The 21,103-nt window shown below is 72.5% G+C and carries 16 protein-coding genes; 1 reads left to right on the top strand and 15 read right to left on the bottom strand.

Features of this window, described 5'->3' with window-relative positions:
* Positions 1–13 precede the first annotated feature (13 nt).
* From ACZ7LS_RS01245 to ACZ7LS_RS01195, 11 genes are all read right to left on the bottom strand, one after another.
* On the bottom strand, positions 14–532 hold the full coding sequence (locus ACZ7LS_RS01245) for a DUF4240 domain-containing protein (protein ID WP_385136102.1): 519 nt from the start codon (positions 530–532) through the stop codon (positions 14–16).
* Positions 533–639: 107 nt separating this feature from the next.
* Positions 640–1,605: a helix-turn-helix transcriptional regulator gene (locus tag ACZ7LS_RS01240; protein WP_382664085.1), complete on the bottom strand. Its 966-nt coding sequence runs from the start codon at positions 1,603–1,605 to the stop codon at positions 640–642.
* A 169-nt stretch (positions 1,606–1,774) separates the two neighbouring features.
* On the bottom strand, positions 1,775–4,444 hold the full coding sequence (gene aceE / locus ACZ7LS_RS01235) for a pyruvate dehydrogenase (acetyl-transferring), homodimeric type (RefSeq protein WP_382518730.1): 2,670 nt from the start codon (positions 4,442–4,444) through the stop codon (positions 1,775–1,777).
* 217 nt (positions 4,445–4,661) lie between these two features.
* Positions 4,662–5,285 carry a GntR family transcriptional regulator gene (locus ACZ7LS_RS01230; RefSeq protein ID WP_129769818.1) on the bottom strand — a complete coding sequence of 208 codons (624 nt, stop codon included), beginning with the start codon at positions 5,283–5,285 and terminating at the stop codon, positions 4,662–4,664.
* Positions 5,286–5,419: 134 nt separating this feature from the next.
* Positions 5,420–7,228, bottom strand: a complete 1,809-nt coding sequence (sucB, locus tag ACZ7LS_RS01225) for a 2-oxoglutarate dehydrogenase, E2 component, dihydrolipoamide succinyltransferase (protein WP_385371779.1) — start codon at positions 7,226–7,228, stop codon at positions 5,420–5,422.
* Positions 7,229–7,324: 96 nt separating this feature from the next.
* A complete protein-coding gene (gene lpdA, locus ACZ7LS_RS01220; protein ID WP_382518735.1) occupies positions 7,325–8,713 on the bottom strand; it encodes a dihydrolipoyl dehydrogenase in 1,389 nt (462 codons plus the stop codon).
* A gap of 256 nt (positions 8,714–8,969) precedes the next feature.
* Complete coding sequence (locus ACZ7LS_RS01215; protein ID WP_385135068.1) at positions 8,970–10,499, bottom strand: leucyl aminopeptidase; 1,530 nt, start codon at positions 10,497–10,499, stop codon at positions 8,970–8,972.
* Between the two features lie 205 nt (positions 10,500–10,704).
* A complete protein-coding gene (locus ACZ7LS_RS01210; RefSeq protein WP_382664073.1) occupies positions 10,705–11,520 on the bottom strand; it encodes an adenosylcobinamide-GDP ribazoletransferase in 816 nt (271 codons plus the stop codon).
* 169 nt (positions 11,521–11,689) lie between these two features.
* Positions 11,690–13,468 carry a phosphatidylglycerol lysyltransferase domain-containing protein gene (locus ACZ7LS_RS01205; RefSeq protein WP_382518743.1) on the bottom strand — a complete coding sequence of 593 codons (1,779 nt, stop codon included), beginning with the start codon at positions 13,466–13,468 and terminating at the stop codon, positions 11,690–11,692.
* 75 nt (positions 13,469–13,543) lie between these two features.
* Positions 13,544–14,632, bottom strand: a complete 1,089-nt coding sequence (cobT, locus tag ACZ7LS_RS01200; RefSeq protein WP_385135070.1) for a nicotinate-nucleotide--dimethylbenzimidazole phosphoribosyltransferase — start codon at positions 14,630–14,632, stop codon at positions 13,544–13,546.
* A gap of 110 nt (positions 14,633–14,742) precedes the next feature.
* A complete protein-coding gene (locus ACZ7LS_RS01195; RefSeq protein ID WP_382664066.1) occupies positions 14,743–15,951 on the bottom strand; it encodes a bifunctional adenosylcobinamide kinase/adenosylcobinamide-phosphate guanylyltransferase in 1,209 nt (402 codons plus the stop codon).
* Positions 15,952–16,044: 93 nt separating this feature from the next.
* Here ACZ7LS_RS01195 and ACZ7LS_RS01190 point away from each other — a divergent pair, with 93 nt between their 5' ends.
* Positions 16,045–16,254: a hypothetical protein gene (locus ACZ7LS_RS01190; RefSeq protein WP_382518750.1), complete on the top strand. Its 210-nt coding sequence runs from the start codon at positions 16,045–16,047 to the stop codon at positions 16,252–16,254.
* A gap of 84 nt (positions 16,255–16,338) precedes the next feature.
* Here ACZ7LS_RS01190 and ACZ7LS_RS01185 read toward each other — a convergent pair whose 3' ends face one another.
* The 4 genes from ACZ7LS_RS01185 to ACZ7LS_RS01170 form a co-directional block, all read right to left on the bottom strand.
* Positions 16,339–17,427, bottom strand: coding sequence for a S1C family serine protease (locus ACZ7LS_RS01185; protein WP_382528677.1), 1,089 nt, complete (start codon positions 17,425–17,427; stop codon positions 16,339–16,341).
* Positions 17,428–17,590: 163 nt separating this feature from the next.
* Positions 17,591–19,405: an ABC transporter ATP-binding protein gene (locus tag ACZ7LS_RS01180; RefSeq protein ID WP_382664059.1), complete on the bottom strand. Its 1,815-nt coding sequence runs from the start codon at positions 19,403–19,405 to the stop codon at positions 17,591–17,593.
* Positions 19,406–19,488: 83 nt separating this feature from the next.
* Positions 19,489–20,214: a class I SAM-dependent methyltransferase gene (locus tag ACZ7LS_RS01175; protein WP_382528688.1), complete on the bottom strand. Its 726-nt coding sequence runs from the start codon at positions 20,212–20,214 to the stop codon at positions 19,489–19,491.
* 71 nt (positions 20,215–20,285) lie between these two features.
* Complete coding sequence (locus ACZ7LS_RS01170; protein ID WP_129769807.1) at positions 20,286–20,882, bottom strand: DUF3043 domain-containing protein; 597 nt, start codon at positions 20,880–20,882, stop codon at positions 20,286–20,288.
* Positions 20,883–21,103: the final 221 nt, after the last annotated feature.

Raw genomic sequence — 21,103 nt, 5'->3', positions numbered from 1 at the left:
GCGCGGCGCGCGACTACGCCCCGAAGCGCTCCGAGAGCCGGGGGAAGCGTTCCGCGAGCGCCGTCTCGTCCTCGAAGTCCAGTGGTGTGCCCTCCGGCTCGGCGGGCTGCGAGGCGATGCCCAGGGCGGGTGCCACCACCCCGGTCAGCTGTTCGTACGCCTCGTCCGCCGCGTACCCCAGGTCCTCGCCGTCCCCGTCGATGTCCGGGTCGAAGTCGTCCAGCAGCTCGGCGAGCGCGTCCGGGTCGTGCAGCGCGCCCTCGAAGATCTCACGGCCCTGGCCGATGAGCCAGCAGCGGAAGTAGTCGAAGGCGTCGTCGCTGACGCCGCCGAGCAGGACGGCGGCGGCGCCCCACAGGTCCCAGCGGTACGCGCGGTTGTAACGCGACTCGAAGTGGCGCGAGAAGTCCAGTACGGAGTCGGGGTCGAGCTGCAGCAGCCGCTCGACCAGCTGATCGGCCTGGTCCTCGGGGTCGCCCTCGGCGATCTCGCGGGTGCTGTCGACGATCTCCCAGAACTCCGTCTCGTCCATCACGGGTCCAGCATCGTGCTTGCGGCAGGGCGGCGCATGCCGAGCCACGGATTGTGAGCCGTTTCGTTGCCGGGTGTTCGGGTCGGCCGCCGCCGGGCGGCGGCCGGTCATCCGTACAGGGTCCGCATCCGCCGCGCGGCCTCGGCGAAGCGGTCGCGCAGGGGGGCCGGGTCCAGGACCTCCACGTCGGGGCCGAGCGTGAGCAGCTGGGAGTACGCGACGTCCTCCGACTCCACCGGCAGCGTGAGCGTGAGCAGGCCGCGGTGGTCCGGCGGGTCCGCGGTGGCGAGCGCCTCGCGCGCGGCCTCGCGGTCGACGACGTACGGCAGCCGCCGGGCGCCGTCCGCCGAGAGCCGGATCAGGACCTCCGTACGCAGCAGCGAGCGCGCGAACTCCGCGGCGCGCTCCTCCCAGAACCCGGGAAGATCGAAGGTCTCATCCCTGAGAAAACGTTCCTGCAAGGTCTCCGCCGTGGTGAACCGGTCCACTCGGTAGACGCGGAAGGATCCCTGGGAACAGGCGCAGACGTACCAGACACCGGCCTTCAGCACGAGACCGTACGGGGCCAGCTCCCGCTCCACCTCGGTGTCCTTGCGCAGGTAGCGCGCCGCGACCAGCCGGTCGCCCCAGACCGCCTCGGCGAGGACCGGCAGCAGCTCGGGCGTCTCCGGCTCCTGGTACCAGCCCGGCGCGTCCAGATGGAAGCGCCGCGCCGCCGAGTCCGGGGCGTCCCGCAGCGATGGCAGCAGCGCCGCCGACACCTTCAGCCGGGCCGCGGACGAGACGTCGTCGAGGCCCATCTCCCGCAGCGCGCCCGGTACTCCGGAGAGGAACAGCGCCTCGGCCTCGCCGCGCGCCAGCCCGGTCAGCCGGGTGCGGTAGCCGCCGACCAGCCGGTAGCCGCCGCTCCTGCCCCGGTCCGCGTAGACCGGGACCCCGGCCTCGGAGAGCGCCTGGGCGTCCCGGGTGATGGTCCGCTCGGACACTTCGAGCTCCCGGGCCAGTTCGCCCGCGGTCATGGAGGGCCTGGACTGGAGCAGGAGCACCATCTTGATCAGCCGAGCAGCACGCATGGACCCATGATGCAGGGAGCCCCCGCCACAGCGTGACGGGGGCTCCCTGGGCATGACCACGTCAGGCCCGGCCTCGGGCGGCCGGGGCCTCGGCCGCCGAGGCGTTCAAAGGCCACGGGACTCAAAGGCCGCGGCGTTCAGAGGCCCCGGCGTTCAGAGGCCGTAGCGTTCAGAGGCCGTAGCGCTCGCGGGCCTCCACGACCCGCTCCGGCTTGACCTCGCCCCGGCGGGCCAGCTGCGCCAGCGCCGCGACCACGATCGACCGGGCGTCCACCCCGAAGTGACGGCGGGCCGCCTCGCGGGTGTCGGAGAGCCCGAAGCCGTCCGTACCGAGCGAGGTGTAGTCCTGCTCGACCCACTGGCTGATCTGGTCGGGGACCTGGCGCATCCAGTCGCTGACCGCGAGGACCGGACCCGGCGCGCCGGCCAGCGCGCGCGTCACGTACGGCACCCGCTCCTCGCCGCGCAGCAGCGCCTCGTCGGCCTCCATCGCGTCCCGGCGCAGCTCGCCCCAGGACGTGGCGGACCAGACATCGGCGGTGACGCCCCAGTCGTCGGCGAGCAGTTCCTGTGCCTCCAGGGCCCAGTGGATCGCCGTACCGGACGCCAGCAGCTGGGTACGGGGGGCGTCGGCCGCGGCCGGGGTGCCCTCCTTGAAGCGGTACAGGCCCTTGACGATGCCCTCCTCGACGCCTTCCGGCATCGCGGGCTGCGGCATCGGCTCGTTGTAGACCGTCAGGTAGTAGAAGACGTCCTCGGCCTCGGGGCCGTACATCCGCCGCAGGCCCTCCTTGACGATCACGGCGATCTCGTACGCGAACGCCGGGTCGTAGTTGAGCGCGGCCGGGTTGGTGGACGCGATCAGGTGGGAATGGCCGTCGGCGTGCTGGAGTCCCTCGCCGGTCAGGGTCGTACGGCCCGCGGTGGCGCCGACGATGAAGCCCTTGCCCAGCTGGTCGGCGAGCTGCCACATCTGGTCGCCCGTGCGCTGCCAGCCGAACATCGAGTAGAAGATGTAGAAGGGGATCATCGTCTCGCCGTGCGTCGCGTACGACGTCGCCGCGGCGATGAAGTCCGCCATCGAACCGGCCTCGGTGATCCCCTCGTTGAGGATCTGGCCGTCCTTGGCTTCCTTGTAGTACATGATCTGGTCGCGGTCGACCGGGTCGTACGTCTGGCCGAGCGGCGAGTAGATGCCGGCCGACGGGAACAGCGCCTCCATACCGAAGGTGCGGGCCTCGTCCGGGACGATCGGGACCCAGCGCCTGCCGGTCTCCTTGTCCCGCATCAGGTCCTTCATCAGCCGGACGAACGCCATGGTGGTCGCCACCGACTGCTTGCCCGAGCCCTTGTAGACCGCCTGGAACGGCTTCTCGGACGGCTCCGGAAGGGCCACGGCGTGCACCCGGCGGGCCGGGGCGGGGCCGCCCAGCTCCGCGCGGCGCTCCTGGAGGTAGCGCACCTCGGGGGAGTCGGCGCCGGGGTGGCCGTACGGTACGAGGCTGTCGTCCAGCTTCGCGTCCGGGATGGGCAGGTCGAGCAGATCGCGCATGGCGCGGAACTGGTCGCCCGAGAGCTTCTTCATCTGGTGATTGGCGTTGCGCGACTCGAAGCCGGCGCCGAGCGTGTAGCCCTTCACCGTCTGCGCCAGGATCACGGTCGGGGCGCCCTTGTGCGCCAGGGCCGCGCGGTACGCCGCGTACACCTTGCGGGCCTCGTGGCCGCCGCGCGAGGTGTAGAAACACTCGGCGATCTTCGCGTCGGGCAGCAGCTTCGACAGCTCGATGAGGGCCGGGTCCACGCCGAAGAAGTGCTCGCGGATGTAGGCCACGTCGCGGGTCGCGTACGTCTGGAACTGCGCGTCGGGCACCTGGCGCAGCCGGCGTACCAGCGCACCCGTCGTGTCCAGGGCGAACAGCTCGTCCCAGGCCGAGCCCCACAGAGACTTGACGACATTCCAGCCGGCGCCGCGGAACTGGGCCTCCAGCTCCTGCACGATCTTGAAGTTGGCGCGGACGGGACCGTCGAGCCGCTGGAGGTTGCAGTTGATGACGAAGGTCAGATTGTCCAGCTGCTCACGGGACGCGAGCGCCAGGGCCGCCGTCGACTCGGGCTCGTCCATCTCGCCGTCGCCGAGGAACGCCCAGACGTGCGAGGCGGAGGTGTCCTTGATACCGCGGTTGGTCAGATAGCGGTTGAAGCGCGCCTGGTAGATCGCGGAGAGCGGGCCGAGCCCCATCGAGACGGTGGGGAACTCCCACAGCCAGGGCAGCCGGCGCGGATGCGGGTACGAGGGCAGGCCCTTGCCGCCCGCCTCCTGGCGGAAGTGGTCGAGGTCCGACTCGGTCAGCCGGCCGTCGAGGAAGGCGCGGGCGTATATGCCGGGGGAGGCGTGGCCCTGGATGTAGAGCTGGTCGCCGGAGCCGTCCCCCTCCTTGCCGCGGAAGAAGTGGTTGAAGCCGGTCTCGTAGAGCCAGGCCGCCGACGCGAAGGTGGCGATATGGCCGCCGACACCGTAGCGGGCGCCGCGGGTGACCATGGCGGCCGCGTTCCAGCGGTTCCAGGCCGTGATCCGGGACTCCATCGCCTCGTCGCCGTCGAAGGCGGGCTCGGAGGCGGTGGGGATGGTGTTCACATAGTCGGTCTCCAGCAGCGCGGGCACCGGGACCCCGGCCGTTCCCGCGTGGTGGAGGGTGCGCCGCATCAGATAGGCGGCGCGGTGCGGGCCGGCGTGCTCGGTCACGGCATCGAGCGAGGCCGCCCACTCGGCGGTCTCCTCGGCGTCACGGTCCGGGAGCTGGTCGAGCTCGCTCGGAAGCTTGCCTACGGGGTCGGGCATGGTCGCCGCCTTCCGGACAGGAGGGGGGTGGAGAAAGAGCCTTGTCTGGCAGGACAGGGCGGAGGACTGGGTGCAGTCCGTCTAAGACTGTAAGTCGCTGATCGATGATCGATCAAAGGGTTGAAAGGCAAAACTTCTCGATCTGGAGGAATTGGCATTCCGTGCCGCAGAACGGGGCACCGAGTGACGGAGAGTGAGTCATGACAGAAGGGGTGAATCAGGCGCGGGGCGCACATCCGAGCACATGGTCCTTCACCAGTGCGCCAATGCCGGGATCCCTTCTGCGGAACGCCTCGACCAGCTCCTCGTGCTCCTCCGCGTACGACTTCTGCACCGTTCCCAGCCAGCGGATCGACAGCGCGGTGAAGACCTCGATGCCCAGCCCTTCCCAGGTGTGCAGCAACACACTGTTACCGGCCGCCCGCACCAGCTCCCGGTGGAAGCCCACGGTGTGCCGCACCTGACCGGTCCCGTCCGCTCTCCGGTCCGCCTCGTACAGCGCCAGTACGTGCGGCTCCAGCGCCGAGCAGTCCCGCGCGAGCCGCTCGGCGGCCAGCTCCGCGGCGATCTGCTCAAGCCCCGCCCGTACCGGATAGCTCTCCTCCAGATCGGCCGCGGTCAGGTTCCGTACCCGTACGCCCTTGTTCGGCGCCGACTCGATCAGCCGCAGACTCTCCAGCTCGCGCAGCGCCTCGCGTACGGGCGTCTGGCTGACCTGCAGTTCGGTCGCGATGCGCCGCTCCACGATCCGCTCACCCGGCTTCCAGCGGCCGCTGACGATCCCCTCCACGATGTGCTCGCGGATCTGTTCGCGCAGCGAGTGGATGACGGGCGGGGTCATGAAGCGCTCCTGGGGACAGCGGTCGATGGATGAACGATACGGCGGCGTGCACCATACGGCGGCGCCCCCGCCCGGAGATAGATCCGGGCGGGGGCGCCGTTGCCGTACGTGTTTTTGGCTTGTTCGCCTCGGGCCTACAGGCCGAGCTCGACCTCGAACTCGCCGGCTTCCAGAATCGCCTTGACCGCCGTCAGGTAGCGGGCGGCGTCGGCGCCGTCCACCAGCCGGTGGTCGTAGGAGAGCGCGACGTACGTCATGTCGCGCACCGCGATCGTCTCGCCGAGGTCCGGGTGGTTGATGACCACGGGACGCCGGACGGTGGCGCCGATGCCCAGGATGGCGACCTGGTTCGGCGGCACGATGATCGTGTCGAACAGCGCACCGCGCGAACCGGTGTTGCTGATGGTGAAGGTCGCGCCGGCCAGGTCGTCCGGGGTGATCTTGCTCGCCCGGACCGCCGCCGCCAGCTCCGCGGTCTTCTTGGAGATACCGGCGATGTTCAGATCGCCCGCACCCTTGATGACCGGGGTCATCAGCCCCTTCTCGGAGTCCACGGCGATGCCGATGTTCTCCGAGTCGAAGTACGTGATCGTGCCTTCGCCCTCGTTGATCCGGGCGTTGATGACCGGGTGGGCCTTCAGCGCCTGGGCCGCCGCCTTGACGAAGAACGGCATCGGGGAGAGCTTGACGCCCTCACGGGCGGCGAAGGACTCCTTGGCCTGGGCGCGCAGCCGCATCAGCTTGGTGATGTCCACCTCGACCACGGAGGTCAGCTGGGCCTGCGTCTGGAGCGCCTTCAGCATGTTGTCGCCGATGACCTTGCGCATGCGGGTCATCTTGACGGTCTGGCCGCGCAGCGGGGACGCCTCCAGCGTGGGCGCCTTCGACGCGGCGGGAGCGGCCGCGGGGGCCGGAGCCTGTGCGGCGGCCCGCGCGGCGGCCTTGGCGGCCTCCGCGGCGGCGATGACGTCCTGCTTGCGGATACGGCCGCCGACGCCGGTGCCCTTGACCGCGCCCAGGTCGACGCTGTTCTCGGCGGCGAGCTTGCGCACCAGCGGGGTGACGTACGCGCCGTCGTCGCCGGTGGTCGCGGCGGGCGCCGGGGTGACCGGGGCCGGAGCCGCGGGCGCCGGAGCCGGAGCGGCCGGAGCGGGTGCCGGAGCCGCGGGCGCGGCCTGGACCGGCGCGGGCGCCGGAGCCGGAGCGGCGGCCGGAGCCGGAGCGGCGGCGGGTGCCGGGGCGGGGGCCGGAGCCTCCTGGACCGGCGCGGGCGCCGGAGCGGCCGGAGCCGGAGCGGCGGCCGGGGCGGCCCCCGGAGCACCGATGACGGCGAGCTTGGCGCCGACCTCGGCGGTCTCGTCCTCGCCGACCACGATCTCCAGCAGCACACCGGCGACCGGGGCGGGGATCTCGGTGTCGACCTTGTCGGTGGAGACCTCAAGCAGCGGCTCGTCCTCCGCGACCTCCTCGCCGACCTCCTTCAGCCAGCGGGTGACGGTGCCCTCGGTGACCGACTCGCCCAGCGCGGGCAGCGTGACGTCGGTGCCGGAGGCGCCACCGGCCGCCGGGGCGGCGGCGGGCGCGGGCTGGGCGGCCGGAGCCGCGGGAGCCTCGGCCACCGGGGCAGGGGCGGCGGGGGCCGGAGCGGACTCGGCGACGGGGGCCGGAGCGGCCTCCGTCGGCTGGGCCGCCTCGACGCCGCCCGTGCCGTCGTCGATGATGGCCAGCTCGGCGCCGACCTCCACGGTCTCGTCCTCGGCCACCTTGATGGAGGCCAGCACCCCGGCGACCGGGGCGGGGATCTCGGTGTCGACCTTGTCGGTGGAGACCTCAAGCAAAGGCTCGTCGGCCTCGACGCGCTCGCCCTCGGCCTTCAGCCAGCGGGTGACAGTGCCCTCGGTGACGCTCTCGCCGAGCGCCGGCAGGGTTACGGAAACCGCCATGGTTTCAGTTGCTCCTAACGGTGGGGTCTCCCCAGCTCGCGCGGAGCGCCGAGCGAGGGGAAGTGCGGTAGTGGTCGTCGCGCCCGGACTGAAGCATCAGTCGTGGGAGTGGAGGGGCTTGCCGGCCAGGGCCAGGTGGGCCTCGCCGAGAGCCTCGTTCTGGGTCGGGTGCGCGTGGATGAGTTGCGCGACCTCGGCCGGCAGAGCCTCCCAGTTGTAGATCAGCTGAGCTTCGCCGACCTGCTCGCCCATACGGTCACCGACCATGTGGACGCCGACCACGGCGCCGTCCTTGACCTGGACGAGCTTGATCTCGCCCGCGGTCTTGAGGATCTTGCTCTTTCCGTTGCCCGCGAGGTTGTACTTGAGGGCGACGACCTTGTCCGCGCCGTAGATCTCCTTGGCCTTGGCCTCGGTGATACCGACGGAGGCGACCTCGGGGTGGCAGTACGTCACCCGCGGCACGCCGTCGTAGTCGATCGGAACGGTCTTCAGACCGGCCAGCCGCTCGGCCACCAGCATGCCCTCGGCGAAGCCGACATGCGCCAGCTGGAGGGTCGGGACGAGGTCGCCGACCGCCGAGACGGTCTCCACGTTCGTGCGCATGTACTCGTCGACGACGACATAGCCGCGGTCGGTCGCGACGCCCTGCTCCTCGTACCCGAGACCCTCGGAGACCGGACCGCGGCCGATGGCGACGAGCAGTATCTCGGCCTCGAACGTCTTGCCGTCGGCCAGCGTCACGCGGACACCGTCCGGGGTGTACTCGGCCTTCTCGAAGAACGTACCGAGGTTGAACTTGATGCCGCGCTTGCGGAAGGCGCGCTCCAGCAGCTTGGAGCTGTTCTCGTCCTCGACCGGGACGAGGTGCTTGAGGCCCTCGATGACCGTGACGTCCGTGCCGAACGACTTCCACGCGGAGGCGAACTCGACGCCGATGACACCGCCGCCCAGGATGATCGCGGACTGCGGCACCCGGTCCAGCGTCAGCGCGTGGTCCGAGGAGATGACGCGGTCGCCGTCGATCACCAGACCCGGCAGCGACTTCGGTACGGAACCGGTCGCGAGGAGGACGTGACGGCCCTGGACGCGCTGCCCGTTCACATCGACGGAGGTGGGGGAGGAGAGCCGGCCCGCGCCCTCGATGTAGGTCACCTTGCGGGAGGCGACCAGACCCTGCAGGCCCTTGTACAGGCCCGAGATGACCTCGTCCTTGTACTTGTGCACACCCGCGATGTCGACGCCGTCGAAGGTGGTCTTGATACCGAACTGCGCGCTCTCGCGAGCCTGGTCGGCGATCTCACCGGCGTGCAGCAGGGCCTTCGTGGGGATGCAGCCGTTGTGCAGGCAGGTGCCGCCCAGCTTGTTCTTCTCGATCAGTGCGACGTCCAGGCCCAGCTGCGCTCCGCGCAGCGCCGCGGCGTAACCGCCGCTACCGCCGCCGAGGATCACTAGGTCGAAAACGGTGCTGGCGTCGTTCGCCACGTCACGTCCTCCATGCATGTGCGCCGGGCGCGGTCCGGTGACCGGGCGGCGGCTGGTCTTCGGCCGCTATGTCTTCGGCCCTGTGGTGGGGGCCCTGTCCTGCCGAGAACCCATCTTCGCACTTGTCGAAGCAAGACGGGACGCGGGGCCCCGGAGGTGAGACGGGCCACATCGTTCTGCCCTCCTCGCCCACCTCCGGAGTCCCGGTCCCGCGGCCGGCCGGAGCCCGTCCGCCGGCCGCCGCGCGGATCCGCGGTCAGCCCAGGTCGCCCGCGGCGGTGCGCTCCGCCAGCTTCACGAGCGTACGGATCGAGGCGCCCGTGCCGCCCTTCGGCGTGTAGCCGTACGGCGCTCCCTCGTGGAAGGCCGGGCCCGCGATGTCCAGGTGTGCCCAGGTGATGCCCTCGCCGACGAACTCCTTCAGGAAGAGCCCGGCGACCAGGCCGCCGCCCATCCGCTCGCCCATGTTCGCGATGTCGGCGGTGGGGGAGTCCATGCCCTTGCGCAGGTCGGCGGGGAGCGGCATCGGCCAGGACGCCTCGCCGGCCTCCTCCGCGATCTCGTGGATCGAGGTACGGAACGCCTCGTCGTTCGCCATGATGCCGAACGTCCGGTTGCCCAGCGCCAGCACCATCGCGCCGGTCAGGGTCGCCACGTCGACGATCGCGTCCGGGTTCTCCTCGGAGGCCCGGGTCAGCGCGTCCGCCAGTACGAGCCGGCCCTCGGCGTCGGTGTTGAGCACCTCGACGGTCTTGCCGCTGTACATGCGCAGCACGTCACCCGGGCGGGTGGCCGTGCCGGACGGCATGTTCTCCGCGAGGGCGAGCCAGCCGGTGACGTTGACGGCGAGACCGAGCCGGGCGGCCGCGACGACGGTGGCGAACACCGCGGCGGCGCCGCTCATGTCGCACTTCATGGTCTCGTTGTGACCGGCCGGCTTCAGCGAGATGCCGCCCGAGTCGTACGTGATGCCCTTGCCGACGAGGGCGAGGGTCTTCTCCGCGTCGGGGTGCGTGTAGGCGAGCTTCACCAGCCGCGGCGGGTTGGCCGAGCCCTGGCCGACCCCGAGGATGCCGCCGTAGCCGCCCTTGGCGAGCGCCTTCTCGTCGAGGACCTGCACCTTGACGCCGTTCTCCTTGCCGGCGGCGGTGGCCACGGCGGCGAAGGACTCGGGGGTCAGGTCGTTCGGCGGGGTGTTCACCAGGTCGCGGGCGCGGTTGACCTCTTCGGTCAGCGCGATCGCGCGCTCGGCGGCGGCCTTGTGCGCCTTGTCGCGGGGCTTGGCGCCCAGCAGCGCGACCTCGCCGAGCGGCTGCTTCGGGCCGTCGCCCTTCTTGGCGTTCTTCTCGCCGCCCTGGTAGGCGGTGAAGGCGTACGCGCCGAGCAGCGCGCCCTCGGCGATGGCCTCGATGTCCTCGGGTGCCTCGACGGGCAGCGCGAACGCGGCCTTCTTCACGCCGGACAGAGCGCGCGCGGCGACCCCGGCGGCGCGGCGCAGCGGCTCGGCGCCGTACGTCGCGTCCTTCTTCGGGACCGGGCCGAGCCCGACGGCGAGCAGGACCGGTGCCTTCAGGCCCGACAGTACGGGCAGCTTGGTCACCTCACCCTCGGCACCCGAGGCACCGAGGGTCTCCAGGACGGAGGCGAGCTTTCCGTCGAACGCCTTGTCCACGGCCTCGGCGCCCGGCGCCACGACCGGCCCCTTGGCGCCCTTCGCGACGCCGACGACGATCGCGTCGGCGCGCAGCGACGCCGCGCCGGAAGTGCTGAGAGTGAGAGCAGTCACGGTGGTGAAATCTCGCTTTCGTTAGGTTCGTTGGCGGTCGAGGGGTGGGCCGACCGAGCCCGCCGCATCGTAAGCGGGCGCTCTGCGCGGCGGCAACGAGCCTACGCTCAGTGATATGCGACGCCGACGGGGGCGGCGGTTCCTTCGGCTGTGGGCGGCTTTCCCACCTTTGCGGCCCGCCGGAGCGTGCCCCGGACGGCGGGTCTCACCAGCCCAGCGTCAGCACGACCAGCGCCACGGTCGCGGCCGTCTCCGCCAGGGCGCCGAAGACGTCGCCGGTGACCCCGCCGAAGCGCCGTACGCAGTGCCGCAGCAGCAGCTGCGCGGCGATCAGCCCGGCCACGGCCGCCAGCGCGTGCCGCACGGCGTCGGCGGGGCCGAGCAGCGCGCCCGCCGCCGCGCAGACCGCCGTGACCAGCGGCGCGGCGACCGCGGCGGACCGTACGGACACCGTCCCCGCGACCGCCGCGCCCAGACCGTCGGGCCGGGCCGGCGGCACCCCCGTACGGCAGGCCAGGGTGAGCGCGAGCCGCGCCGTCACCGCGGCGACGACCACCGCCACCGCGCCGCGCGCCGCGCTCTCCGCGTACAGACCGGCCACCGCCGCGATCTGCCCGAGCAGCACCAGCACCAGCGTGACCACCCCGAACGGACCGATGTCCGACCGCTTCATGATCCGCAGCGCGTCCTCGGCGGGCCTGCCGCTGCCGAGCCCGTCCGCGGTGTCGGCGAGACCGTCGAGATGGAGCGCGCGGGTGAGGACGGCGGGTACGGCCACCGCCGCCACCGCCGCGAGCAGCGGCGGCGCGCCCGCGAGGAGCGGCAGCGCGCCGGCGCCCGCCGCGCCCGCGCCCACGACCAGCCCGGCGGCGGGCGCGGCCAGCATGCCGCTCCGGGCGGCGCCGCGGTCCCAGCGCGTCAGCCGGACCGGGAGCACGGTGAGGGTGCCGAAGGCGAACCGTATGCCGTCGGCCACCGGGGCGCGCGCGGCGTCCGCGCGTTCGCCGTCCATGGAGGTCATCGCGCGAGACTAGACGAGTACGCGGGAAGGGGCGTCGTCCGCCCCGAGGGCAGACGGACGGGGCGCGGCCACCGGCTTCCCGGCGCGGCGGCGGGAGCGACGTCCGGCGGGGCCGTGCCGGGACCGGCGCGGCCGCTGGCGGCCTTCGCGGCCCGCGCGGCCCGCGCGGTCAGCGACGCGTCGCGAGCCTTCTGCGGTGCAGCCATCCCGGCAGGCCGGGCGCCTCCAGGAAGCCCTCGGCGCGGCCCGCCGCGATCCCGATGCGCAGCAGATCCGCGCTCTTCTCGAAGAGCATGAAGCGCGGCTCCCAGATCGGCCGGTACTTGGCGTTGGCGCGGTACAGCGACTCGATCTGCCACCAGCGCGAGAAGAAGCTGAGCAGCGAGCGCCACACCCGGAGCACAGGACCCGCGCCCAGCTTCGCGCCCCGCTCGAAGACCGACCGGAACATCGCGAAGTTCAGCGAGACCTGCGAGATGCCGATCTCCCCCGCGCGCCGGAGGAGTTCGATGACCATGAACTCCATCAGTCCGTTCTCGCTGTCCCGGTCACGGCGCATCAGATCGAGCGAGAGCCCCTTGGGCCCCCAGGGCACGAAGCTCAGCACCGCTCTCAGTTCGCCGTTCCCGTCATGGCATTCGAGCATCACGCACCGGCCGTCGCCCGGGTCGCCCAGCCGTCCGAGCGCCATCGAGAAGCCGCGTTCGGTCGCGCCGTCGCGCCAGTCGTCGGCGCGGCGCAGCAGTTCGGCCATCTCGTCGGCGGGGATGTCCTCGTGGCGTCTGACGGTGACGCGGTAGCCGGCCCGCGCGACCCGGTTGTACGCCTGGCGCACCGTCCGCATGGCCCGCCCCTCCAGGGTGAAGTCGGCGGTCTCGACCAGCGCCTCGTCGCCCAGTTCCAGCGCGTCCAGACCGTGCCGGGCGTAGATCGTCCCGGCCTCCTCGCTCGCGCCCATCACGGCGGGCAGCCAGCCGTGCTCCCGCGCCTCGGCCAGCCACGGTTCGATCGCGCCCGGCCATGCCTCCGGATCGCCGATCGGGTCGCCGGAGGCCAGCGACACCCCGCCCACCACGCGATACGTGATGGCGGCCTTGCGGGTCGGGGACCACATCACGCTCTTCTCGCGGCGCAGCGCGAAGTAGCCGAGCGAGTCGCGCTCCCCGTACCTGTCCAGGAGCACCCGCAGCCCCGCCTCGTCGTCCTCGGTGATCGGATCGACGGCACGGCGCGAGCGGAAGGCCGCGTACAGCACGGCGAGCAGCAGCAGCGTGGACAGGACGTTGATGGTCACATTGACCCAGCCCGGCGTCATGATCCCCGGGAACCGGGAGTCGTCGGCCATCAGTGAGACGAGCCGTGCCGTGCCGTACCGCCACCGCTCGGTGAAGGACGAGGGCCCCGCGGCGGTGTTGGTGACGGTGACGAGCAGCGCGGCCAGCAGCGAGGCGGCCAGCAGCCCGCCGGCCGCCACGGCCGCCGCCAGCCGCGGGTTGGAGCGGTCGCCCTTCGCGTAGAACTCCCGCCGCCCCAGCAGCAGAGCGCAGACGAAGACGCCGGTCAGCGCCAGCGAGATCCAGTTCTGCGGATAGCGCCGGATCTCCGGAAAGACCATCACGAACGAGAACAGCAGCAGGAAGGAACCGGCGAGAACGACATTGAGGATCCAGGCGGCACGCTTGCGGCGGCGCATGGTGATCGCGAGGAAGAGCGTGAAGGCCCCGGACGCGAAGCCCGCGGTGAGCAGATACGGGGTGAAGTAATTGTCGACATTGTGCCGTCGCAGATCCTGCCCGAGCGAGACCCATACGGCGCTCAGGAAGTTGACGAAGGTGACGGCGCGCAGATACCAGACCGCGAACGCCGCGCCACGCCGCGAACGTTCGGCGGCCCGGCTCGCCCCGGTCGCCCGGCCCAATGGATGGACGGCCATGCGGACTTCTCCCATAAAACACGATCATATGGGGCATCGTGCTTCACGCAGACTGATACGCCCGCCCGTGGTAGCGAGCGCACCGGCGCCTCACTCGGTGACGTACTCCGCGGAGTCCTCCGCCGACTCCGTCGCGGCCCGCTCGGGCAGCTCCGCCGCGAGGGCGGCCGCGGCCCGCACGAGCGGGAGCGCCAGCAGCGCCCCGGTGCCCTCCCCCACGGTCACGCCCTGGTCCAGCAGCGGGTTGAGCGCCATCCTGTCCAGCGCCTTCGCCTGCGCGGGCTCCCCGCTCAACTGCCCCGCGAGCCACCAGTCGGGAGCGCGGAACGCCGCCCGCTGGCCCACCAGCGCACAGGCCGCCGAGACCACACCGTCCAGGATCACCGGCATCCGCCGTACCGCGCTCTGCAGCAGGAACCCGGTCATCGCCGCCAGATCCGCGCCCCCCACCGTCGCCAGCAGCTCCAGCTGGTCCCCCAGCACCGGCCGCGCCCGGCGCAGCGCGTCCCGCACCGCCGCGCACTTGCGCATCCACGCCAGATCATCGATCCCGGCGCCGCCGCGCCCGGTCACCACGGACGCGTCCGTACCGCACAGCGCGGCGATCAGGGTGGCCGCGGGCGTCGTGCCGCCGACGCTCAGATCGCCCAGGACCACCAGATCGGTGCCCGAGTCCGCCTCCTCGTCCGCGATCGCCATCCCGAGCCGCACGGCACGCTCGGCCTCCTCGACGGTCAGCGCGTCCTCGATGTCGATCCGCCCGCTGCCACGCCGCACCCGGTGCCGTACGACCTCGTCGGGCAGCAGGGCCGGATCGCAGTCGAGCCCGGCGTCCACGATCCGCACCGGCACCTCCGCCAGCCGGGCCAGCACGGCGACGGGGCTCTCGCCCTCCAGCACCGCGCGCACCAGCGACCCCGCGCCGCCTGCGGGCCGTCCCGAGACGTCGAGCGCGGCGACGCCGTGATCACCCGCGAACAGCACGACGCGGGGCTGCCGGACGGCCTTGACCGGTACGGACCCCTGCGCGGCGGAGAGCCACTCACCCAGCTCGTCCAGGCGCCCCAGCGCCCCGCTCGGCACGGCCAGCCGCTCACGCCGTTCCTCGGCGTCCCGCCGCGTACCGCTGTCGGGACGCTCGATCAGATCGGAGAAGTCATCGAGATTAAGCGAGCTCATTCGCCGACAGTATCGTCAGGCGGGGAGAGGTCTTTCCCTGGCCGGGACCACCGGGCGGCACCCGCCGCCCCCACCCGCCCCGTGCAAGGCCCCACCCGCCCCGCACAGGCTCAGCGCAGCGTCACCGCCTGGCCCGCCACCACCAGCAGCACATGCTCACACTCCGCCGCCACCCCCGCGTTCAGCCTCCCCAGCTCGTCCCGGAACCGCCTCCCCGACACCGTCCCCGGCACCACCCCGGCGCCCACCTCGTTCGTCACCGCCACCACCGTGCGCCGCGCCCCCCGTACCGCCGCCACCAGCGCCCCCGTCCGCTCCCGCAGCGCCTTCTCGCCCCCCGCCGCCCACGCCGCGTCGTCCCACGCGTTCACCCGGTCCATCGCGTCCGTCAGCCACAGCGACAGGCAGTCGATCAGCAGCGGCGGCCCCTCCGCCGCGAGCAGCGGTACGAGGTCGCAGGTCTCCTCCGTGCGCCAGGACCCCGGCCGTCGCTCACGGTGCGCGCGGACGCGGGCGTCCCACTCCGGGTCGCCCGCGCGGCCGCCGCCGGTCGCCACGTACAGCACCCCGGGGAACGCCGCGAGCCGCCGCTCCGCCTCCCAGGACTTGCCCGAGCGCGCCCCGCCCGTCACCAGCGTGCGCCGTGGCACCCGGGGCACGGGGTGGTACGCGCCGACCGTCAGCGTCGTCCCGTCGGGCACGGCCCGCGCGCCCGCGGCCGCCAGCCGCCGGTCCAGTTCCGCGCCGGGCGGCACGTCGTGGTCGAGGTGGACGGCGACGACATCGGTGTCGGGCCCGATGGCGCCGGCCGCCCGCAGCCGGGCCACCGCGTCGGGCCGCCCCACCACATCGGCGGCGACCATGTCGTACGGGGCCACGGCCCGGCCGTTCTCGGGCGACAGACCCGCGGGCGCACCGCCGGGCGGCAGATACAGCAGCCGCTCGCCGCCGGACGCCGTCACCTCGTACCCCGTACCCGGCGCGTCCATCGGCACCGCCCGCACCCGGTGTCCGCCGAGCAGCGTCAGCACCCGGCCGTCCGCCACCCGGCCCGCCGCCGGCAGTCCCGCGGGCAGCTCCACCGCGGGGCCGTCGTGCGGATGGCTGAGCAGGACCTGCCGTACGCCCGCGAGGGAGTGCCCGGCGCGGGCCGCGGCGAGCGCGGCCCCCGGGGTGAGATCGAGCAGCAGGACGCCGTCCACCAGCAGGGCGGTCGCGGCGCGTGCGCGCTCGCCGCGGGCGGTCGCGCAGGCGGCGCAGGCGCAGTGGGGGCGGGGGAGTCCCGCGGGGGCTCCGGTGCCGAGCAGAGTCAGTTCCACGGGGCTGATCCTCCCGTGTCACCGCTCAGGGTGCGCGCCCGGCTACGCTGCGGGCAGGAAATCGATCAGTTCCGCGGGACCCGGGAGGCGCACATGGCGTGGACGTGGCGGTTCGAGAAGGCCGACGGGACGGAGGTCCCGCCGGCTGTGGAGCCGGAGGAGTTCACGACGCAGGGGGATGCCGAGTCGTGGGTCGGCGAGGCGTGGAAGGAACTCCTCGACGGCGGCGCGGACCAGGTCACGCTCTTCGAGGACGGTGCCAAGATCTACGGTCCGATGAGCCTGCGGGCCGACGAGAGCTGACCGTACGCGCCGGGCGCCCGCGGACCGCTCCGCGGGCGGCCTGCGCCGCGTCCCGCCGCCCGTGGGTCACTGCTCGCCGGGCGTCTACATCTCGCCGAGCGTCACCTCCACGGTCTTCGTCGCGCCGTCGCGCGTGAAGGTCACCTTGATCTTCTGTCCCGGCTTGTCCGAGGCGAGTTCCTCGGTCAGCGAGGTGATCGTCGTGACCGGAGCGCCGTCGATCCTGGTGATGATGTCCCCCGGCCGGATCCCCGCCTTGGCCGCGGCGCCGCCCCTCGGGGCCGTGACGACCGCGACGCCGGACGGCTGGAAGTCGGCGCCGAGCACGGTACGGCCGCTGATGCCCAGGGCCGCCCGGCCCGAGTCGATGACCCGGCCGTTCTTGATGATCTGGTCGGCGACCGTCTTCACCATCGACGCCGGGATCGCGAAGCCGATACCGGGCGCGGCGCTGTTGCCCAGCTGCTGATCGGTGGCGGCCAGCGTCGGGATGCCGATCACCTCGCTGTTCAGATTGACCAGCGCGCCCCCGCTGTTGCCCGGGTTGATCGCCGCCGACGTCTGCACCATGTTGGCGATGGTGGCGCCCGTACCGCCGCCCGACGAGGCCTCGCTGACGGTCCGTCCGACGGCCGAGACGATGCCCTGCGTGACGCTGCCCGACAGCCCCAGCGGCGACCCCATGGCCAGCACGATCTGCCCGACCGCGACCGCGGAGGTGTCACCGAACCTGGCGGCCTTCAGCCCGGCCGGGACCTTGTCGAGCTTGATGACGGCCAGATCCTGCTGGGGGAAGCTGGAGACGAGTCTGGCCCGCAGGAGCCGCTCGCTGTTGGCCACGGTGACCGAGAAGGCCCGCTGTTTGCCGACGACATGGGCGTTGGTGACGATGTGGCCCTGCCCGTCGTAGGCGACGCCCGACCCCAGGTTGTCCCCGGCCTGGATCTGGACGACCGAGGGCAGCACATTCCTGATCGCCGTCTCGTAGGCGGTCTGCAGATCGTTGCCGGCGCGCCGCATGGCCGCCGCCTGGGTCGTGGTGTCGGGGTTCGACATGCGGGAGCCCGGGGTGGCGGCGCCGGCACAGCCACCGGCCAGCGCCGCCGCACAGATCGCGGCGGTCAGAGGCAGCAGCGGCCGGCGGGCGCGACGACGGCGAAGGGAAGCATCCATGCCCGGAGTATCCCGTTTGTCATATCGGTGTGGCCTGCGGTACACCGCCGATCAGGGGCCCCGGCCGACCGGACCCTGCTGATCAGGGCCCAGGCCGGGCAGGGGCGACCGCCGCCGGAGACTCCGGTGGCTCACGGCGACACGGGTTCACGCCGGTACGGACTCAGCGCGCCGCCGCCAGGAACTGGGTGGCGGCCAGCTCCCCGTACAGCGGATCGTTCGCCACCAGCTCCTCGTGCGTACCCACCGCCCGCACCTTGCCCGCGTCCATCACCACGATCCGGTCCGCGAGCGTCACCGTCGACAGCCGGTGCGCCACCACCAGCACCGTCACCTCCCGGGCGGCCTCCGCCACCGCGTCCCGCAGCGCCAGCTCGTTGACCGCGTCCAGCTGGGACGTCGCCTCGTCCAGGAGCAGCAGCCGGGGTCCGCGCAGCAGCGCCCGCGCGATCGCCACGCGCTGGCGCTCGCCGCCCGACAGCTTGGAGCCGCGATGACCGACCAGTGTCTCCAGACCGTCCGGCAGCCGCTCCACGAGCCCGTCCAGCCTGGCCCGTACGAGCACCTCCCGGATCCGCTCGTCGGTGGCGCCGGGGGCGGCGAAGACCAGGTTCTCGCGCAGCGTCCCGGCCAGCACCGGCGCGTCCTGCTCGACATAGCCGATCGTGGCGCGCAGTTCGGGGAGCGGCCAGTCGCGTACGTCCCTGCCGTCGACCAGGACCCGGCCGCCGGTTGCCTCGTAGAACCGTTCGATCAGTCCGAAGACGGTCGTCTTGCCGGCGCCCGAGGGGCCGACGAAGGCCGTCATCCCGGGGCCGGGGATCTCGAAGGAGACGCCGTGATGGACATACGGAAGCTCCTCGCGGTACCGGAAGGTGACGTCCTCGAAGGTCACGGTGGCCGGACGTCCGCCGGACCCCCGGGCTGTCCCCGGCCGCGCGGCCCCGGGCTCCAGGACCGCCGGGTCCAGATCCTCCGTCTCCAGCCGCTCCGCCTCCGCGATCCTGGCGACGGCCGCCGATCCCACCTGATACTGCGTCACCGCCTGCACCAGCTTCGACACCGGATCCATCAGATAGAAGAGGAACAGCAGAAACGCGATCAGCGTCGAGACGGAGATGGCCCCCGAGGCCACCCGCGCCCCGCCGATCCCCAGCACCGCCAGGAACGACACCTGGACGGCCAGTCCGACCGAGGACCCGGCCAGCGACTGCCACTTCGCGGCCCGCACGCCGTGCCGCCACGCCTCCTGGGCCGCCGCCTCCACCACGGCGGCCTCGCGCTCCTCCGCGCCGGACGCCTTGACCGTACGGAACGCGCCGAAGGCCCGCTCCAGCACGGTGGATATATGGCCGACCGCCTCCTGCGACCGTCGCGTCGCCCGCGAGATCCTGGGCATGACCAGCGCCACGGCGGCGCCGATCACCACGATCACCCCCAGCGTCACGCCGAGCAGCACCATGTCCATCACGCCCATCAGCACGATGGTCGCCAGGAACGCGAGCCCGCCGGTGCCCGCCGAGACGATCGACTGGGTCGTCACCGCGCGCAGCAGCGTGGTGTCGGAGGTGACCCGCGACATCAGATCGCCCGGCTGGGTCCGCTCCACCTCGGGCAGCCGCAGCCGCAGCAGCCGCCCGATCAGGGTGCGCCGGGCCGCGAGGACGACGGACTCCGCGGTCCGCTCCAGAAGGTACGAGGCGAGCGCCTCGATCGCCGTGCCGAACACCACCAGGCCCGTGAGCACCAGCAGAATGCCGGTGATCGAACCGTCCTCACCGAGCCGCTCGACCAGGGCCTTCGTGGCGAGCGGCTGGGCCAGCCCGCTCGCCGCGCCGATCAGCGCCAGGAACGCGCCGAGGGCGACGATCCGGCGATGCGGCCGGAAATGCCGGTACAGGGCCCGCCAGGTCTCCCCGGCGGAGAGCCGGGCCGTCTCGGGTGCGCCGGCTCCGCCGCCGCTCTCTATGCTGCTCACGACCGTGAGGACGCGCCCGGGGGCCCGTCACCTGACCGACTCCACGCCCCGGTCATATTCCGTTTCCGTCTCCGCCGGCTCTCTCAGCCGCGTACGCCGCACAGGTGCAGCAGCCCGGCGACCCCGCGGTACGGCTCGGTGCGCCCCGCCCGGTCCTCCAGGGCCAGCAGCCGTTCGAGTTCCTCCCCGGCGGACGGCGGCTCCGCGTCCCCGGCCGCGCCGTCCGTGAAGACGCGTACGCCGTACCAGGCGTGCAGCGGCGCGGCGATCCCCGCCAGCGTGGCGGTGAGCGCCCCCAGCCGGTCCGCGCGGACGAGCAGCCCCAGCCGGTTGACATAGGTGTCCGTGTCGAAGGCGTCCAGCGCTCCCGCCCAGTCCCCGGCCAGGCCGGGCCGCAGGGCCAGGGTGTCCCCGTTGCGTACGAGCAGCGACAGCAGCCCGCCCGGCGCCAGCATCCGGGCCAGCCCCGCGAGCAGCGCGTCCCGCTCGTCGGTGTACATCAGTACGCCGTGGCAGAGGACCACGTCGAAGCTGCCGGGCAGGAAGTGCACCCCGGTCTCCAGGCCGTCGCCCTCGATCAGCCTGACCCGCTCACGTATCCCCGCGGGCTCCTCGGCCAGCGCGGCACGCGCCGTGGTGAGATGCGCGGCGTCCGACTCCAGCCCGGTGACCGTGTGTCCGGCGCGCGCCAGGCGCAGGGCCTGGGTGCCCTGCCCCATGCCGACGTCCAGCACGCGCAGCCGCTGTCCCACCGGGAAGCGGCCGGCGATCTGCTCGTCGAGCTGGCGCGCGACGAGTTCCCGCCGGATGACATGGCGCAGCGCGCCGTGGCCGGCCGACCGCTCGGCCGAGCCTTCCGCGCAGCCGGAGACGTCCGTGCTCAGGGCCGCTCTCCGCGCTTGACCTGCGGCTTCGGCAGTCGCAGTCGGCGCATCTGGAGCGTACGCATCAGGCCGTAGGCCACCGCGCCACGCTTCGGGGTGTCCGGGAAGCGCTCGGCGAGCTGCTTCTTGAGCCGGAACCAGAGCCCGATCGAGTCGATGACGATCAGCACGATCACACCGAGCCAGAGCAGCAGCGCGATGTTCTGGAGGGCGCCGACCCTGACCATGCTCAGTACGAGGATCACCACCGCGAGCGGCAGGAAGAACTCGGCCATGCAGAAGCGTGAGTCGACGAAGTCGCGGACGAAGCGGCGTACCGGCCCCTTGTCACGGGCGGGCAGATAGCGCTCGTCACCACTCGCCAGCGCCTCGCGCTGCTTCGCCAGATCCGCGCGGCGTGCCTCGCGCTGGCGCTTCATGGCCGTCTTGCGGTCGGTCGGCGTCGTGGAGGCGCGACGTCGCTGCGTCTGCGCCTCACTGCGCTTGGGAGTCGGGCGGCCCTTGGGGGCCTGCGGGTCGCGGGGCTGCGTGGAGAGGCCCGGTGTCACCTGGGTGGCGGGGGCCTTCTCTTCCTTGGAACGGCTTCGGAACACAAAACCCAAGGGTACGGGGTGTCGTGGTTGGACCCCACCCCCGTGGGGAACGATCCCGCAACAGCGAGCGTCTGTATGTGGACAGAGGGGGACTTTGTCTCCCCTGTCCCTGACTTCCGTCTACTCCCTGCGCCTGACCGGGGCGCGGAGCAGTCGTCCTTGGGGAGGAGCGCATCCGCGCTCGAACAGTGCGGTAATAGAGGCAGGGCCCGTACTGTGGG

The organism is Streptomyces sp. NPDC039430 (assembly GCF_055639435.1).
The sequence above is the reverse complement of the archived record's forward strand: the minus strand, read 5'-3'. Positions and strand labels throughout refer to the sequence as shown.